Source organism: Litoreibacter ponti (assembly GCF_003054285.1).
Lineage (GTDB): Bacteria > Pseudomonadota > Alphaproteobacteria > Rhodobacterales > Rhodobacteraceae > Litoreibacter > Litoreibacter ponti.
This window is the reverse complement of the sequence record NZ_QBKS01000002.1, coordinates 318,209-335,499: the sequence shown is the minus strand read 5'-3', so window position 1 is coordinate 335,499 and position 17,291 is coordinate 318,209. Positions and strand designations below refer to the sequence as shown.

The following is a 17,291-nucleotide window of genomic DNA, read 5'->3' as shown; positions in this document are numbered from 1 at the left end:
GACCCCATGAGCAGTGATCCCCGATTCATCCACCTTCGCGTCCATTCCGAATACTCGCTTTTGGAAGGGGCCATGCGTCTGAAGAAGCTGCCCGGCCTGTGTGCCGATATGGGCATGCCGGCTGTCGCGTTAACCGACACCAATAACATGTTCGCGGCATTGGAGTTTTCCGAATACGCCAGCGGCGCGGGCGTGCAGCCCATCGTCGGATGTCAGGTCGATCTGCGATTCGAAGAGACCGCCCCAGGCGAGCGCCCACGCCTGCCCGCGCCGGTGGTCCTGCTGGCCCAAAACGAGGCGGGCTACGAGAACCTGATGAAGCTGAACTCGTGCCTCTACCTCGACAAGGCGGGTCAGCTGCCGCAGGTCACGTTGGCGGAACTTGGCACCCATGCTGACGGGCTGATCTGTTTGTCCGGCGGCCCTGACGGTCCCATTGGCAGGCTGCTGCGCGCGGGCCAGATGCCTAAAGCGGAAGCCCTGATGCGCGATCTGGCGCAGATTTACCCCGATCGTCTCTACGTCGAATTGCAGCGCCACCCGGGCGAGGCGGGCCTGCCCGAGGCGGAGCGCCTGTCCGAGCGCGGCCATATCGAGATGGCCTACGCCATGGGTCTGCCGCTGGTCGCGACCAACGATGTCTACTTCCCCAAGCCCGACATGTATGAGGCCCACGATGCGCTGATCTGCATCTCCGAAGGGGCCTATGTCGACCAGCAGGAAGAGCGTCGTCGCCTGACCCCGCAGCACTATTTCAAGACGCCGCAAGAAATGGCGACGCTGTTCGCCGACCTGCCGGAGGCGCTGGAGAACACGGTCGAGATCGCGCGGCGCTGCGCCTTCAAGGCCTATAAGCGCGACCCGATCCTGCCGAAGTTTGCGGATAATGAGATCGAAGAGCTTCGCCGCCAGGCCGCCGAGGGCCTGAAAGCGCGGTTGGCCGTGATCCCCCACGCGGCCTCGGTCGAGGAATACGAGAAGCGGCTGGAGTTCGAGCTGGGGATCATCGAGGGGATGGGCTTCCCCGGCTACTTCCTGATCGTGGCGGATTTCATCAAATGGGCCAAGGATCACGACATTCCGGTGGGCCCGGGGCGCGGCTCCGGCGCGGGCTCGCTGGTCGCCTATGCGCTAACCATTACCGACCTCGATCCGCTGCGCTATTCGCTTCTGTTCGAGCGGTTCCTGAACCCCGAACGGGTGTCGATGCCCGACTTCGACATCGACTTCTGCATGGACCGCCGCGAAGAGGTGATCCGCTACGTGCAAGAGAAATACGGTCGCGACAAGGTGGGCCAGATCATCACCTTCGGCGCGCTTTTGTCCAAGGCCGCGGTGCGCGATGTGGGCCGGGTCCTGCAGATGCCCTACGGTCAGGTGGACCGGCTGTCGAAGATGATCCCGGTGGAGGGCGTGAAGCCCGTTTCCATCGAGAAGGCGCTGGCTGATGAGCCAAAACTGCGCGAGGAAGCGAAGAACGAAGAGGTCGTCGCCCGCCTGCTCGATTACGGCCAGCAGGTCGAGGGGCTGTTGCGCAATGCCTCGACCCACGCGGCAGGCGTCGTGATCGGGGACCGCCCGCTCGACGCGCTCGTACCGCTCTACCAGGACCCCCGGTCCGATATGCCCGCCACCCAGTTCAACATGAAATGGGTGGAACAGGCGGGGTTGGTGAAGTTCGACTTCCTCGGGCTCAAGACCCTGACCGTGATCCAGAACGCCATCGACCTGATCACGCCGAACCGCCCGCTGCATGTGGATGCGGACGGGGTGGAGCTGTACCAGCCGCCCGAAGGCGCCGAGAATGATATCGGCGCGATCCCGCTCGATGACGAAAAGTCGTATAAGTTATATTCCGCGGCCAAAACCGTGGCCGTTTTCCAAGTGGAAAGTTCGGGAATGATGGATGCGCTGCGGCGCATGAAGCCGACGTGCATAGAGGATATCGTGGCCCTCGTGGCGCTCTACCGCCCCGGCCCGATGGAGAATATCCCGACCTATTGCGAGGTGAAGAACGGCCAGAAAGAGCTTGAATCCATTCACCCTTTGATCGACCACATCCTGGCCGAGACCCAAGGCATCATCGTCTACCAGGAACAGGTGATGGAAATCGCGCAGGTCATGGCGGGCTACTCGCTGGGCGGCGCCGACTTGCTGCGCCGCGCCATGGGCAAGAAGATCAAAGAGGCCATGGACGCCGAGCGCCCAAAATTCGAGGCGGGCGCGAAGGAGAACGGCGTCGACGCGAAGAAGGCGCGCGAAGTCTTTGACCTGCTTGAGAAATTTGCCAACTACGGTTTTAACAAGTCCCACGCAGCAGCCTACGCGGTCGTCAGCTACCAGACCGCGTGGCTGAAAGCGAACCACCCGGTCGAGTTCATGGCGGGCGTGATGAATTGCGACCTGCATCTGACCGACAAGCTGGCGGTGTATTTCGACGAGATCACCAAGCGCATGGATATCGAGGCGGTGCCGCCCTGCGTGAACCGCTCGGAGGCGACTTTTACCGTGCATGAGGGCCGCGTGGTCTATGCGCTGGGCGCGTTGAAGAACGTGGGCGTCGAGGCGATGAAGCTGGTCACAGATGGCCGTGGCGACAAGCCCTTCGCGACGCTCTTCGATCTCGCCCGCCGGGTGGATCTGAAACGTGTCGGCAAACGCCCGCTGGAGATGCTCGCGCGGTCCGGCGCGTTCGATCAGCTCGATGCGAACCGCCACCGGGTGTTTGCCTCGCTGGACGGGCTGGTGAATTACTCTGCCGCGATATTCGAGCAGCGCAATTCCAACCAGGTCTCGCTCTTTGGCGAGGCAGGCGACGACCTCCCGGAGCCGCGCCTGTCGCCCGTCGAAGACTGGCTACCCGCCGAACGTCTCATGGAAGAGTTCAAAGCGGTGGGCTTCTACCTGTCGGGCCACCCGCTGGACGACTACATGGTGTCGCTGAAGCGCAAGGGTGTGATGACCCTGTCCGAGATCGAGCAGCGCGCCCTGCAAGGCCCGTTTGTGGCCAAGCTCGCCGCCAATATCGCCGGACGGCAGGACCGCAAATCCGCCCGCGGCAACCGCTTTGCCTTTGTGCAAGGCTCCGATCCATCGGGGCAGTTCGAGGTCACGGTCTTCTCCGACACGCTCGAGCAATCCGGCGACGCTCTGGTGGCCGGGCATAACGTGGTGCTGACGGTGGAGGCGACGCTGGAATCAGAACAATTGAAGCTCTTGTGCCGCGGCGCGCAACCGATTGACGGCGCAGTGGCGGACGCGGGCGCGCTCGGGCTGAAGATTTTCGTAGAAGATGACAGCGCCATTGCCTCGATCGCGTCGGTGCTGGAACGTTCTGGCCAGGACCCCAAGATCAAGGGGCGCGGCCCGGTGTCGCTCTGCCTGATGGCCGAAGGCCTGCCGGGCGAGGTCGAGGTCGCCTTGGGTGACCGCTTCGCGATCAACCCGCAAGTGAAAGGCGCCATCAAATCGCTCGGCGGGGTCGTCATGGTGGAAGAGGTCTAGTCTTTCTTTGTTCCCCAAATACGGATGGCGCACGCGAAATTATCCGGAGCAACAGCCGTATTTTAAGAAAAAAGAAAGGAAATGGTGATTAGAAAGGCCTGCGGTACAGGCTGCCGAGCCGATGGCCGTGAACGGAGAAAGACCGGCCCCGTGCCTATTCGTGTTAGGCAGGGCGGGCCCGTCCTGCCATTGGCGCTGTCAGTAGTGGGGCGGCCGCTCATCGCCCAGCACTACGCCGCCACCTGCATCCTGATCTGCGTCACGCGCACGGCTCACCAGCGCATCGACGATCCCGGTCAGCCGGGTGATCTCGCGATCCTGCCGGGCGACCACATCGGATAGATCGTCCAGCGCGCGGGTCAGATGTGCAATTTTCTCTTCAAGCTCTTCCATAGCCAGCCAGATAGGCCCCATCGCTTGCCCCCGCAAGGGCCGCGCGGTAAAGGCAGGCGCAACAGTGAACGTCAGGACCACCCCGCCATGGCCAAAGTGAAAAAGCAGCCCCGCCCAAAGGCCGAGACCCCGAAAGGGTTCCGCGACTATTTCGGCGCGGAGGTCGCGCAGCGCAAGGCGATGCTGGACGAGATTTCAGAGGTCTATCAGCTCTACGGGTTCGAGGCGCTGGAAAGCTCGGCGGTGGAGACGGTCGAGGCGCTGGGAAAATTTCTGCCCGACGTGGACCGCCCGAACGAGGGCGTCTTCGCCTGGCAGGAAGACGAGGATTGGTTGGCACTGAGATACGATCTGACCGCACCGCTCGCCCGCGTTTATGCGCAGTTCCGCAATGATCTGCCCACGCCCTATCGCCGCTACGCGATGGGTCCAGTGTGGCGCAACGAGAAGCCCGGACCCGGCCGCTTCCGTCAGTTCTATCAATGCGACGCAGACACCGTTGGCGCGCCGTCGGTGGCGGCCGACGCCGAGATTTGCGCGATGCTATCCGACACGCTGGAACGCGTGGGCATCCCGCGCGGCGACTACATTGTGCGCGTGAACAACCGTAAGGTGTTGAACGGCGTACTGGAAGTGGCCGGGCTTGCGGGCGCCGACAAAGATACCGAGCGCGGCATCGTGCTGCGCGCCATAGACAAGCTCGACCGTCTGGGTGAGGAAGGCGTGCGCGCGCTGCTGGGCGCGGGCCGCGAGGACGAGAGTGGCGACTTCACCAAAGGCGCGGGGCTTGGCGACGCGCAGGCCGAGATCGTCATGGGCTTCATGTCCGCAAAGCGCGATACCGGGGCCGCCACTGTGGCGCGGCTCAATGAGCTGGTCACTGGCTCGGCCATCGGCGCGGCTGGCGTGCAAGAGCTGGAAACCATCGCCGAATTAATGGCTGCCCAAGGCTACAATTCTGACCGGATCGAGATCGACCCAAGCGTGGTTCGCGGCCTGGGCTACTACACCGGCCCCGTCTACGAGGCCGAGCTGACCTTCGAGATCAAGGACGAGAAAGGCCGCCCGCGGCAGTTTGGCTCGGTTGCAGGTGGCGGGCGCTACGACGATCTGGTCAAGCGGTTCACCGGGCAAGAAGTGCCCGCGACCGGCGTCTCCATCGGCGTCGACCGGCTGCTGGCGGCGCTGCACGCGAAGGGCCGCATGGACAATCAGACCGTCGGTCCCGTGATCGTCACTGTCATGGACCGCGACCGCATGGCCGAATACCAAACCATCGTGGGCGAGCTGCGCACGGCCGGTATCCGGGCGGAGGTCTATCTGGGCAACCCCAAGAACTTCGGCAACCAGCTGAAATACGCAGACAAGCGTAACGCGCCGGTGGCGGTTATCGAAGGCTCGGACGAGGCGGCGCGCGGCGTCTTGCAACTGAAGGACCTCGTGCTGGGGGCGGAGATCGCCAAGACGGCATCGCTTGAAGAGTGGAAAGGCCAGCCCGCGCAGCGTGAAGTCGCGCGCGCCGATCTGGTGGCCGAGATCAAGAAGATGCTGGCCTAGATGTCACCGGCAATGACAGAGGCGGCGCGCCTGTCGGCGCTGTTTCGCGACGCGGGCGCGGTCTCGGTCGAGACATCGGTCCTGCAGCCCGCCGAAACACTGCTTGATCTCTACGGCGAGGATATTCGGGCGCGCGCCTACGTGACCTCGGACCCTGTGTTGGGCGAGCAGATGCTGCGGCCCGACTTCACCGTCCCGGTGGTTCAGCAGCATATGGCCCACGGGGCCGAGCCCGCGCGCTACACCTATCAGGGCCTCGTGTTTCGTAGCCAAGAGGCGGGAACCGGCCGCGCCTCGGAATATCTGCAAGTGGGCTACGAGGTGTTCGACCGCGCCGATCCGGCGGCGGCGGATGCGGAGGTTTTCGCGCTGTTTGCACAAGCACTGGATGGGCGCGGGCTGCGCGCGGCCACGGGCGATATCGGCATCTTGCGCGCGGCGGTCGAAGGCCTATCGACGTCCGAGCGGCGGCGTGCGGCGCTGTTGCGCCATCTTTGGCGGCCGCGCCGCTTTCGCGCCTTGCTGGAACGGTTCGGCAAGCCGGTGCCGAGCGCGCGGTTGGCGGCTTTGGATGTGGAAACCGGCGCGCCTGAGATCGGGCTGCGGGACGCCTCGGATGTGTCTCAGAGGATCGCGGCCTTGAAGGAGGACGCACAGGTCGCACCGCTGGACGCGGGCGAGGTCGCAGCACTGTCGGCCATTTTGGACGTGGCCGAAATGGCGCCGCTGGCGCTGGCCAAGCTGCGCGACATCGCGCAGACCCTGCCTGCGATAACGCCCGCGCTCGATCGGCTCGAAGCGCGGCTGGACGCACTCGCTGCGCGGGGCGTCGATGTGGATGCGCTGGCGTTCGAAGGCTCCTACGGGCGCACCTCGATGGAATATTACGACGGCTTCGTCTTCGGCTTTCACGGCGAAAGCGGCCCGCCGATTGCAACCGGCGGGCGCTATGACGCGCTGACCCGGGTGCTGGGGCAGGGCCGGGAGATCCCCGCCGTGGGCGGCGTGATCCGGCCAGAGCTGTTGGAGGCCGGGGCATGATCAAGCTGGGCATCCCCTCCAAGGGTCGGTTGATGGAGGACACGTTCGCGTGGTTCGCCGATCGCGGCATCACGCTGGCCCGCACCGGGTCGGACCGGGAATACGCGGCCGAGGTCTCTGGCATCGACGGTGTCGCGCTGGTGTTGCTGTCGGCGGGCGAGGTCCCGCGCGAGCTTGCCGCGGGCCGCATCCATCTGGGCGTCACCGGCATCGACATGGTGCGCGAGAAGCTGGCGCTGTGGCAGGCCCAAGTGGCCGAGATCGCGCATATGGGGTTCGGCCATGCCGATCTGATCATTGCGGTGCCGGATTTTTGGGTCGATGTGGCGACCGTCGATGACCTCGACGCGGTGGCTGCGGCGTTCCGGCGCAAGCACGGCTTTCGGCTGCGGATCGCCACGAAATACCACCGGCTGGTGCGGGAATATCTGCGCGAGCGCGGCGTGGCGGATTACCAACTGGTCGACAGCCAAGGCGCCACCGAAGGCACCGTGGCGAACCTGACGGCGGAGGCGGTGGCCGACATCACCTCGACCGGCGCGACATTGCAGGCGAACCATTTGCGGATGCTCTCCGATGGCCCGATCCTGGCGTCGCAGGCCACGCTCTATGCCAGCCGGACCGCCGATTGGGCGGGCTGCGATCTGGCCGCGCTGATGAAGAAGCTGGGGCTAGAGAATCCCGATATCGGCTAGGGCCGCGGACAGCTCGGGCGGCAGGGCGTCTTCCTTGGCGCGGCGCTCGGTCAGGTCGGGCGGCGAATCCTCTGGCTTGAGGTAGCGCCAGCCTTGAAAGGGCTTCTTCAGCACCGGGGCCACGCGGATCAGCTTCGGATCGAACACCAGTGCACAACGGCGGATGCCGTCGCCGCGGTCATATTCATCGAGCCGGATGATCTTCTGACGTGCCTGCACGACGCCCTTGATGACCCAGTAGATCGAGCCGCCATTGACCAGCTCCGCCTCGCGCTTCGGCCACATGCGGGTGACATGGCGCGGCAAACCGTCGGCGCCCTTGGGGCGCGGGCTGTCTTGCCAGGCCTGCAGGCTCTCGACACTTTCGGTGCCGACGCTCAGCTTGATGAGATTCACATATGTCATGCTCGACACCCCCGTATCTGCTATATATTGTATAGCTCTGCCCGCTGACTTCAAACCGATTCACCGCCTGAGGACGCCAGTATGACTGCTTTCGCTGCCCCTATCGCCGAGCAAATCTGGGATATGAAGTACCGCTTCAAGGATGCCGATGGCACGCCCATCGATGCGACTGTGGAAGACACGTGGCGGCGGATCGCGCGGGATCTGGCCTCGGTCGAGGCGGAACCGGCCAAGTGGGAACAGACGTTCTACGACGCCCTGTCGGACTTCAAATACCTGCCCGCGGGCCGGATCATCGCGGGCGCGGGTACCCAGCGGTCGGTGACGCTTTTCAACTGCTTCGTCATGGGCACGATCCCCGACAATATGGGCGGCATTTTCGAGATGCTCAAAGAGGCTGCGCTGACGATGCAGCAGGGCGGCGGCATCGGCTACGATTTCTCGACCATCCGGCCCAAGGGCGCGGATGTGAAGGGCGTGGCGGCGGACGCAAGCGGGCCTTTGAGCTTTATGGATGTGTGGGACGCGATGTGCCGCACGATCATGTCGGCGGGCTCGCGCCGGGGTGCGATGATGGCCACGATGCGTTGCGATCACCCGGATGTGGAGGCCTTCATCGAGGCCAAGCAGGATGCTGCCCGCCTGCGCATGTTCAACCTGTCGGTGCTGATCACCGATCCGTTCATGGAGGCCGTCAAGGCCGACGGGCCGTGGGATCTGGTTTTTGAGGGCAAGGTCTACAAGACGGTGCGCGCGCTCGATCTGTGGAACGCAATCATGCGCGGGACCTATGATTATGCAGAGCCCGGTGTGATCTTCATCGACCGGATCAATCAGGCCAACAACCTGTCCTATGTCGAGCAGATCGCGGCCACGAACCCTTGCGGCGAGCAGCCGCTGCCGCCCTATGGGGCGTGCCTGCTGGGGTCGATCAACATGGCGCGGCTGGTGGATGCGCCGTTCGAAGACGGCGCGGACCTCGATGTTGAGAAACTGACGGAATTGGTCGCCGTGGCCGTTCGGATGATGGACAATGTGGTCGATGCGTCCAAGTTCCCGCTGGAGGCGCAGGCGCGCGAGGCGGCCGCGAAACGCCGCATCGGGCTTGGGGTCACCGGCCTGGCCGATGCACTGCTGATGGTCGGCGCGCGCTATGGGTCCGAGGAGGCGGCGCGTCTGACCGAGCGGTGGTTGCACGCCATCGCCCGCGCCGCGTATCTGGCGTCGGTGCAATTGGCGAAGGAGAAAGGCGCCTTCCCGCTGTTCGACGCCGACGCCTATCTGGCGAGCGGCACGATGCAGGCGATGGACGAAGATGTCCGCGACGCCATCCGCGCGCACGGCATCCGCAACGCCTTGCTGACCTCGATCGCGCCGACGGGGACGATCTCGCTTTATGCGGGCAACGTGTCCAGCGGCATCGAGCCGGTCTTCGCCTACGCCTACACCCGCAAGGTGCTGCAAAAGGACGGCTCGCGCACAGAGGAAGAGGTCGTCGACTACGCCGTCAACCTGTGGCGTGAGAAGTTCGGCGACAAAGAGCTGCCGGATTACTTCGTCAACGCCCAGACGCTCGCACCGCTCGATCATGTAAGCATGCAGGCGGCGGCGCAGAAATGGGTCGACTCGAGCATCTCCAAGACGATCAACTGCCCCGAGGACATCAGCTTCGGCGACTTCAAGGATGTCTATATGGAGGCTTGGGATACCGGCTGCAAAGGCTGCACAACCTACCGTCCCAATGCGGTAACGGGATCGGTACTGAGTGTGTCGGACACCGAAGCCGACAAGCCTGCCCAAGTCGAAGAGGGTGGCGAGGTCGTCTATATGTCAGAGCCGCTGGACCGCCCGGCGGAACTGGAAGGCCAGACCTACAAAGTCAAATGGCCCGACAGCGAGCATGCGCTCTACATCACCATCAACGACATTGTGCTCAATGGCCACCGCCGCCCGTTCGAGGTGTTCATCAACTCCAAGAACATGGAGCATTTCGCCTGGACCGTGGCGCTGACGCGGATGATCTCGGCGGTGTTCCGGCGCGGCGGCGACGTGTCCTTCGTGGTTGAAGAGCTGAAGGCCGTGTTTGACCCGCGCGGCGGGGCGTGGATGCAGGGCAAGTACATCCCTTCGATCCTTGCGGCCATTGGCGGCGTGATCGAGAAGCACATGATCGCCACGGGGTTCCTCGCGGGCGAGGGGATGGGGCTGAAGGAAGATCCGCAGGCCCGCGTCGTCAATCTTGGCGAAGGGCGCGGTCCCGCTTGCCCGAGCTGTGGGCAATACGACATGCGCATGATCGAGGGCTGCATGACTTGTGGGTCGTGCGGTCATTCGAAATGCGGATGAGCGCCTCGCGGCGTAGATTTTTCGGACAACGGCTGTCTCGGACGCATCCAAGCACAGCGCTCATCTAGCTACGACGTGCAGCCGGAAATCTCCCCGGCCATTGTACGCATCAGCTCCGCGTAGAGACCGGGCCCGGGCGTCAGGTTGGCCCCCAGCGGGTCGAGCGTCGCGGAGCCGATCCCTGTGCCCTCGACCAAGGTCGCGACCAGATCGGGGTTGAATTGCGGCTCGGTAAACACGCAATCCACCGCGCTCAGCTCGGCGCGCAGGGTCTGCAGGCGCTGCGGGCTCGGCGCCTGTGCGTCGCCCAGCGAAATTGCGCCAAGGGTCGTCAGGCCGAAGCGGTCCTCGAAATAGTGGTAGGCGTCGTGAAAGACGACGAATTGCTGGTCTTTCGCGGGCGCGAGCGTTTCCGCGAGCTCTGCCTGCAACGTGTCGAGCTGTGCCGTGGCGGCGTCCGCATTCGCGCGGTATGTCGCGGCATTCTCCGGCTCGGCTTCGGCCAAGGCATCCGCAATCGTGCTCAGCCAGACAGCGGCGTTCTGCGGGTCGAGCCAGGCATGGGGATCGTCGCCGTCATGGTCGTGGCCGTCGTGCTCGTCGGCATGCTCCTCACCATGATCATCATGATGCTCTGCGTGTTCATCGCCGTGGTCGTCGTGGTGATCCGCATGCTCCTCGTCGTGGTCGTGATCGTCCTCGGCGCCAGCGTTAAACAACACCTCGTTGCGGAAGGGCATGGTCTTTGTGCCCTCGACTTCCAGCAGTTCGACGGCTGTCGCGTTTGACGCAAGGTTGTCTAGCGGTTGTTCCAGCCAGGGGGTCAGCGCGTGGCCGATCCAGAAGATGAGATCGGCGTTCTCCAGCGCTTGCGCCTGCGACGGGCGCATCGAGAAGCTATGCGGTGTGTCGCTGGCGGACACCAGTAGCTCCGGGCTGCCGAGGTCGCCCATCACCTGCGCCACGAGCGAGTGCACAGGGGCGATATCGGTGACGACCTTCGGGGGCTCGGCCCAGGCTGGCGTTGCGAGAAGGGCGATGGCGGGGAGGGCGAATCGGGTATATGACATGAAGTGGGTTGTTAAATGTGATATAATAACATATCAAGCCCTGCCGCTTTGAAAGAGGACTGACCCCATGCCGCCCCTGGGCTTTACCCGCCACGACCACGACAGCTGTATCGCCAGCGCCGTCGCCACCGCCGACGAGGTGTGCCGCGCCGCGGGGCTGCGGTTCACCCCGGTGCGGCGGCGGGTGCTGGAAATCCTGCTGGAACGGCACCGCGCGCTCGGGGCCTACGAGATCCTTGATGTGCTGCGCGAGGAGGGGCTCGGCTCTCAGCCTCCGGTCGCCTACCGGGCGCTGGACTTCCTCACCCAGCATGGCTTCGCCCACAAGATCGAGCGGCTGAATGGCTTCATCGCCTGCACCCACCCCGGTGACGCCCACGCGCCTGCTTTCCTGATCTGCCGCGAATGCGATGCGGTCGCCGAGACGCTGACCGCGCCGGAGGATGGCCGCTTGGGACAAGTCGCCCGCGACACGGGCTTCGAGATCGAGCGCACCGTGCTCGAGGCAGAAGGGCTGTGCCCGAACTGCAAGAGGACGCCCGCGTGAGCCTTGTTCAGATCAGCGACCTGAGCGTGCGCTTCGGGGCCTCCACGGTGCTGGACCGCGTGGGCCTGCATGTCGATGCGGGCGAGATCGTCACCATCGTCGGCCCGAACGGCTCGGGCAAGTCGACCCTGCTGCGCACAATTATTGGCGCAGTGCGCCCGGCGGCGGGCCGGATCGACATCGCACCGGAGTTGCGCGTGGGCTACGTGCCGCAGAAGTTGCAGATCGACGCTACGCTTCCCATGACGGCGCGGCGTTTTCTGAGCCTTCCCGCCCGGGTCGGCAAGGATGAGACCGACGCGGCCCTGGCGCAGGCCGGCTGCGCGGGGCTGGGCGAGCGGCAGATGTCGCAGCTCTCGGGCGGGCAATATCAGCGGGTGCTCTTGGCCCGCGCCCTGCTGGGCTCCCCGCAGCTGCTGATCCTCGATGAGGCGACGCAGGGGCTGGATCAGCGTGGCTCGGCCGCGTTCTACCAACAGATCGAGCGCGTGCGCGACGAGACCGGCTGCGCGGTGCTGATGGTCAGCCATGAGCTGCATGTGGTGATGAGCGCATCGGACCGGGTGATCTGCCTGAACGGCCATGTGTGCTGCGAGGGCAAGCCCGCCGTCGTCGCCTCCGCCCCGGAATACCGCGCGCTGTTTGGCAGTGGCACGGGCGGCGCGCTGGCGCTGTATCAGCATGAGCACGACCACGGGCATGACCACGGGCACGATCACACCCACGATCACGACCACAGCCATGACCACGAGGCCGCGCAATGAGCCTGCTCGACAGCTTCCTGACCCGCGCGGCACTTGCGGGCCTCGGCGTTGCACTTGCGGCGGCCCCGCTCGGCTGCTTCGTCGTGTGGCGGCGGATGGCGTATTTCGGCGATGCAACGGCCCATGCCTCGATCCTTGGGGTGGCGCTGGCGCTTGGCTTTGACATCTCGGTCTTCACCGGCGCGCTGGTGGTGGCACTGGCGATGGCCACGACCGTGTCTACCCTGACCGGACGGGGCTACGCGATGGACACTTTGCTGGGCGTGATGGCCCATTCCGCGCTGGCCTTCGGTCTTGTGGCGGTCAGCTTCATCGACGGGGTGCGCATTGACCTGATGGCCTACCTGTTTGGCGATATTCTTGCCGTGGGCCGCGGCGAATTGGCGGTGATCTGGGGCGGGGCGCTGCTGGTGCTGGGCCTGCTGGCGTGGCGCTGGCAGGCGCTGCTGACGGCCACGCTCAGCCCGGATCTGGCCCATGCCAGCGGCATCGACCCAAGGCGCGAACAACTCGTGCTGACCCTCGCCCTCGCCGTGGTGGTGGCGGTGGCGATCAAGGTCGTGGGCGTTCTGCTGATCGCCGCGTTGCTGATCATCCCCGCCGCCGCCGCGCGTCCCCTGTCCCGCACGCCAGAGCGGATGGTCGGCGCGGCGATCGCGCTCGCCTGCGCCTCGGCTCTGGGGGGGCTCTGGCTGGCCTACCAATTCGACACGCCGACCGGCCCCACGATGGTCAGCCTCGCAGCCTGCCTGTTCGCGGCGACCAGTCTTTTGTCGGTCCAAAGGGGCTAGCGGGCCTCGATCCAATCCCGAAACGCGTCCAGCTCCGCCTGCATCGGGTGGCGCTTGGCAAGCTTGCTTGTCCAGCCGAACAGCCTGCTGAGGCCGCCGAGCTTCATCTCCGTGAACAGCTCCAGCCGCGTGCCGCCGTCGGCAGGAGTGAAGCCGCACCGCATCACCCCCTCGACGGGTAATCGGCCGTATAGCGGGCTGTAATTGTCCTTCATGTCATAGGCGAGCATCGGCTTCACGCCGGGCGTCACCTCATGCGGGGCCAGCGGCAGGACGCGGGTGATCTGCAGGTGGCTCGCGATGTGATGCGGGCGGTCCATTTCGATGACCGTTTCGATCATCTCGGTCTTCATCTCCGGGTGGATGAAGGTCCAGACGGCCTGCGTTCCGGGGCCGTCCTCTCCGATATGGGTAAACTCCACCAGCGTGCGCGTGTCCGCCCGCTCTGCTGTCAGGCGCGCATTCGTGTAAAGGTCGAAGACCTCGTCGACCGGCCGCGCAATGACAACGTCGCCCGCAAACTTCGTCACAGATCGATCTCCACCACGCCGTCTTTCGCGGCGGCGCGCGATTGGCACAGGATCATGGCCGTGGCACGATCCGCATTCGACAGCACGAAGTCGCGATGCTCCACCTCGCCCGCGATCACCGTACATTTGCACACGCCGCACAGCCCGTCGGAGCATTTCACATCCACATGCACCCCTGCGCGCAGCAGTGCGTCGGTGGGGGCCTCGTCCGCACTCACTGCGATATCGCGGCCAGAGCGCGTCAGGCGCAGGGTGAAGTCGTGGTTGACGTAATCGGGCTGCTCGGGGACCGAGAAGAACTCCAGATGCCGCGCCTCTTCGGGGAAGCCGTTCGCCTCCGCCGCGTCCGTCACCGCCTGCATGTAGACCTCAGGCCCGCAGGTGTAGACATGGGCGCCGTCGCGGTGCGCAAGCGTCGCGGCCAGATCGCAGCGAGTGCCCTCGTCCGACATGTGCAGGCGCACCTTATCCGCCCATGGCACGCGGGCGAGGTCGTCTAGGAAACCCGCGCCCGCGCGGCTCGAACAGGAATAATGTAGCGCGAACTCCGCGCCGATTGTATGTAGCCGGTGCGCCATCGCGATCATCGGCGTGACCCCGATGCCGCCGCCCATCAGGTAGCTGAACGAGGCATCCTCGATAAGCGGGAAGTGGTTGATCGGCTTGGAGATATGCACCCGCCGCCCTTCCTCGAAAATCCGGTGCATCAGCTTCGATCCGCCCCGGCCCGCGTCCTCCCGCAGGACCGCGATTTGGTATTTCGACCGATCCGCGGGGTCGCCCGACAGCGAGTATTGCCGCAGGAATTCCGGCGCCACGACCACGTCGATATGCGCCCCCGCCTCGACCGGCGGCATGTCCGACCCGTCGGGCATGGAGAATTCGAACTTGGTCACCGCCTCCGACATCCGTTCGACCTTGCTGACCACCGCGCCCATTACCGGGCTGTCCTGCTGATCGGCGGTGTAGACGTGCTCGGGCGGAAGGCCTTGCGCCCGTCGCGCGCGGTGCTCGCCCGCCGGGATCATCGCCTTGTAGGCCGCGATCCCGGCCTCGCGATCCATTGGGTAGGGGTAGGCATAGGGCGGCGGCGCAAGCGGGGCAGGGTAGACCGCCAGCGACTGATCCTCGTAGCGCAGGTCCAGTTCTTTTTGCAGCGCGCGCGCATTCACCGGATGCTCGGACGGGCGGTAGGCCCCGTCATCGACCATCTCCAGATCCCACCACCACTTTTTGACCGGGTTGATCTCGCCATTTCCAACCAAATCATCGAGCGCCGCCAAGGCCTTGGCCGCTTTCGGCACGGTCATCGCCAGCTTGCGAAAGGGCGCTTCCGCAAACAGTCCTTCAAGGTTCCACGGGCAGGTTTTCATGCATCGCCCGCACATCGCGCCGTTCTTCTGGGCAACGCGGTAGGTGGTGCATTTCTGGCTGTCGGATTTCCAGATCTCGTAGCCGTTGAACATCAGCTTCGGCCCGGCGGTGATCGCACCCGAGGGGCATTCGCGGGCGCATTTGTTGCACGCCGCGCAAAAGCTCTGCAGGCCGAAGTCGATGGGCTTGTCGTGGCGCATCGGCATGTTGGTTGTCACCACGCCCGATTTCAGCCGCGGCCCCAGAAACGGGTTCAGGATCACCTCGCCAATGCGCGACACCTCGCCCAGGCCCGACAGCAGCAGCAGCGGCGGATGCAGCACCTCGTCATCCATTACCGAATGCACCCGCGCGGTGTAGCCCAGATTGCGCAGATGCTGCGCCAGAACCCCGCCCAGAAGGGAGAAGCGCAGATAGGCCCGCATCGATTGCGCGCAGGCAATCCAGTCATCGCCCGAGGCGCCCTCCATCGTCTCGTGCCCCTGATCGATGATCATCGAAATGGCATTCTCGTGGTAAGGTGTGATCGGCTGACCAGCGGCATCATGGCTGTAATATGTCCAGTCTGGGCAGGCACTTAGCCCCACCGCGTCGACCCCCAGCCAATAGAGCGCGGCCTTGATGTTGTCGGCATTGCGCGCGGGATCGTCGGTTGAGGGATGCACCTCATCCGCCTCGCCATCCTGCAGCAGCACAAAGGCCCCCAGCGAGGGGCGGAAGGCAAAAGCGGCGGCGGACTTACGCACATAATTGCCGTTCTTTGTGGCCTCCTGCACCACCTTGCCCATGTCGCCGAACAGCCCGCGCGCAAACAGGTTTGCACGCTTCGGCACCCGCGCCACGTTCGGCGCGTCGATATAGGTGGTCGGCGTGTCGACCCGCTTGAGCGTTTCGAACGGATGCGGGCCATCGCGGAAGGCGCGGCTGGCGAAGGGATCGGCGTTGCGCTTTGTCTTGGCCTGCGCGCCTGTGCCCAGCGTCCATTCGCGCCCCGGTGCGGCGGTCTCTGCCAGTGGGCGGTCGGTCGCGAGCTCCAGCGTAGTCGTGACCACCGCCAGCCCATACCGCGCGCCAAGGAAGGGATTGCACCCGTCTGGCGTCAGCAACCCCGCCGCCACCGCCAGCTTGCCCAGATGTACATCGCTCGCCGCCATCGAATGCGCTCGCGCGTCATGGCCAAGTGAGCGAATGTAGGAGGCCAGCGTCACCGCCGTCTCCATCCCCCGCAGGCACGCCCGCTGATCCTGCGCATCCGCGATCCAGTCGCATCCCGCCTCGCCGGGGCCGGGGTCGCGGGGCATGTCGTACAGGAACACCAGCGCATGAGTATGGTGATCACAGGCCTGTGGCGGCGCGCGCATGCTTTCGCGCAGGCCCGCCATGATCACGTCGATCCCCGCCGCCAGCGTCTTGGGCTGCATCGTGCGCAGTTTCTCCGCCAGCCGGTCCACATCCGGGTTCACCATCGGCTCGGCCAGCCACGCCTCGCCGGGGATCGCGCATGTGCCGACCATCGAGGCATCGCAATAATAGCCAAATGCCTTGAGATGCCGGGCCCGCTCGACCGGATCATCCGGGATCTCGGCCCGCTCCCGCTTGACCAGCCCTTCGCGGGTGGCGTCGAGCATGGCCTGATAATCCTGCATCGCATTCACGATGCTCAATGGGTCCCCCGGCCTGCGGAAGCTGACCTGCGCCAGCTCCGGCACGCGGGTCAGATCAAGCCGCTCATTCCGCGCCAACCGCTCCAGCGGGTAGGGGCCCAGATGCACCGGGCGATTGCGGTAAGAGCGCAGCTTGCCCATTCAGAAATTGCTCAGGGCGGTATCCTCGCCCGCGCGCATCTTGGCCATCAGGCGCGCAAGATGATCGCGCTCCTCGTCCGACAGCTTGGCGCGGAAATGCGCGGCATTGGCTTGCGCCACGGCGATCGCTTCGCCCAGCAACCGCGTGCCGTCCGGGGTCAGATGCACCTCCGTGCGCCGCCGGTCGCCGCGGCTCTCGGACCGGGTGAGCAGCCCATCGGCCTCCAGCCCCTTCAGGGCGCGGGACGTGGCCGTGCGGTCGATTCCGATGAAGGCCGCAATGTCGGAGGGGCTTGCCAGCTTCTCCTCGCCCACGGCCAGCAGAATGCACCAGCCCAGCCGAGTCAGGCCGAGCTTGCGCAACCGCTCCTCCAGACGCCGCTCGTAGACGCGGGCCGACAGGGTCGCCTGGTAGCCGATGGAGGCATGCAGATCGTAGCGCTTGTTCTCTGGGCTCATACGCGCCACT

General features: G+C 65.0%; 14 protein-coding genes. 8 read left to right on the top strand and 6 right to left on the bottom strand.

Annotated elements, in window-relative coordinates; translation table 11 throughout:
• Nucleotides 1-6 precede the first annotated feature (6 nt).
• Entirely contained in the window at nt 7-3,504 is a 3,498-nt protein-coding gene (dnaE, locus tag C8N43_RS15510) for a DNA polymerase III subunit alpha (protein ID WP_107846671.1), read from the top strand.
• A gap of 198 nt (nt 3,505-3,702) precedes the next feature.
• Here dnaE and C8N43_RS15505 read toward each other — a convergent pair whose 3' ends face one another.
• Complete coding sequence (locus tag C8N43_RS15505; RefSeq protein WP_107846670.1) at nt 3,703-3,897, bottom strand: SlyX family protein; 195 nt, start codon at nt 3,895-3,897, stop codon at nt 3,703-3,705.
• Between the two features lie 87 nt (nt 3,898-3,984).
• On the opposite strand from C8N43_RS15505, the gene hisS reads away from it, so the two are divergent.
• Genes hisS through hisG form a run of 3 tightly spaced genes read left to right on the top strand, consistent with a single transcriptional unit; the run spans nt 3,985 to nt 7,190 of the window.
• Nucleotides 3,985-5,454, top strand: coding sequence for a histidine--tRNA ligase (gene hisS, locus C8N43_RS15500; RefSeq protein WP_107846669.1), 1,470 nt, complete (start codon nt 3,985-3,987; stop codon nt 5,452-5,454).
• Nucleotides 5,455-6,495: an ATP phosphoribosyltransferase regulatory subunit gene (locus C8N43_RS15495; RefSeq protein ID WP_107846668.1), complete on the top strand. Its 1,041-nt coding sequence runs from the start codon at nt 5,455-5,457 to the stop codon at nt 6,493-6,495. It abuts the gene before it with no gap.
• Complete coding sequence (hisG, locus tag C8N43_RS15490) at nt 6,492-7,190, top strand: ATP phosphoribosyltransferase (RefSeq protein ID WP_107846667.1); 699 nt, start codon at nt 6,492-6,494, stop codon at nt 7,188-7,190. Before C8N43_RS15495 ends, hisG begins: the two co-directional genes overlap by 4 nt.
• Here hisG and C8N43_RS15485 read toward each other — a convergent pair.
• Nucleotides 7,167-7,595, bottom strand: coding sequence for a DUF1489 family protein (locus C8N43_RS15485; protein WP_107846666.1), 429 nt, complete (start codon nt 7,593-7,595; stop codon nt 7,167-7,169). The two genes, hisG and C8N43_RS15485, sit on opposite strands and share 24 nt — an antisense overlap.
• Before the next feature lie 81 nt (nt 7,596-7,676).
• On the opposite strand from C8N43_RS15485, the gene C8N43_RS15480 reads away from it, so the two are divergent.
• Nucleotides 7,677-9,941: an adenosylcobalamin-dependent ribonucleoside-diphosphate reductase gene (locus C8N43_RS15480; RefSeq protein ID WP_107846665.1), complete on the top strand. Its 2,265-nt coding sequence runs from the start codon at nt 7,677-7,679 to the stop codon at nt 9,939-9,941.
• A gap of 68 nt (nt 9,942-10,009) precedes the next feature.
• Here C8N43_RS15480 and C8N43_RS15475 read toward each other — a convergent pair whose 3' ends face one another.
• Complete coding sequence (locus C8N43_RS15475; RefSeq protein ID WP_107846664.1) at nt 10,010-11,011, bottom strand: zinc ABC transporter substrate-binding protein; 1,002 nt, start codon at nt 11,009-11,011, stop codon at nt 10,010-10,012.
• Between the two features lie 67 nt (nt 11,012-11,078).
• Between C8N43_RS15475 and C8N43_RS15470 the strand changes: the two genes are divergently transcribed.
• The 3 genes from C8N43_RS15470 to C8N43_RS15460 are packed head-to-tail and all read left to right on the top strand — an operon-like array spanning nt 11,079 to nt 13,113.
• Nucleotides 11,079-11,558: a Fur family transcriptional regulator gene (locus tag C8N43_RS15470; RefSeq protein ID WP_107846663.1), complete on the top strand. Its 480-nt coding sequence runs from the start codon at nt 11,079-11,081 to the stop codon at nt 11,556-11,558.
• Entirely contained in the window at nt 11,555-12,322 is a 768-nt protein-coding gene (locus C8N43_RS15465; RefSeq protein ID WP_107846662.1) for a metal ABC transporter ATP-binding protein, read from the top strand. Before C8N43_RS15470 ends, C8N43_RS15465 begins: the two co-directional genes overlap by 4 nt.
• Entirely contained in the window at nt 12,319-13,113 is a 795-nt protein-coding gene (locus C8N43_RS15460) for a metal ABC transporter permease (RefSeq protein WP_107846661.1), read from the top strand. Before C8N43_RS15465 ends, C8N43_RS15460 begins: the two co-directional genes overlap by 4 nt.
• Here C8N43_RS15460 and C8N43_RS15455 read toward each other — a convergent pair.
• Genes C8N43_RS15455 through C8N43_RS15445 form a run of 3 tightly spaced genes read right to left on the bottom strand, consistent with a single transcriptional unit; the run spans nt 13,110 to nt 17,281 of the window.
• Nucleotides 13,110-13,643 (bottom strand): SRPBCC family protein, encoded by a 534-nt coding sequence (locus C8N43_RS15455; RefSeq protein WP_107846660.1) that lies wholly within the window; start codon nt 13,641-13,643, stop codon nt 13,110-13,112. The two genes, C8N43_RS15460 and C8N43_RS15455, sit on opposite strands and share 4 nt — an antisense overlap.
• A complete protein-coding gene (locus C8N43_RS15450) occupies nt 13,640-16,822 on the bottom strand; it encodes a 2Fe-2S iron-sulfur cluster-binding protein (protein ID WP_107846659.1) in 3,183 nt (1,060 codons plus the stop codon). The genes C8N43_RS15455 and C8N43_RS15450 overlap by 4 nt, the downstream gene beginning before the upstream one ends.
• Nucleotides 16,823-17,281, bottom strand: coding sequence for a MarR family winged helix-turn-helix transcriptional regulator (locus C8N43_RS15445; protein ID WP_107846658.1), 459 nt, complete (start codon nt 17,279-17,281; stop codon nt 16,823-16,825).
• Nucleotides 17,282-17,291 lie beyond the last annotated feature (10 nt).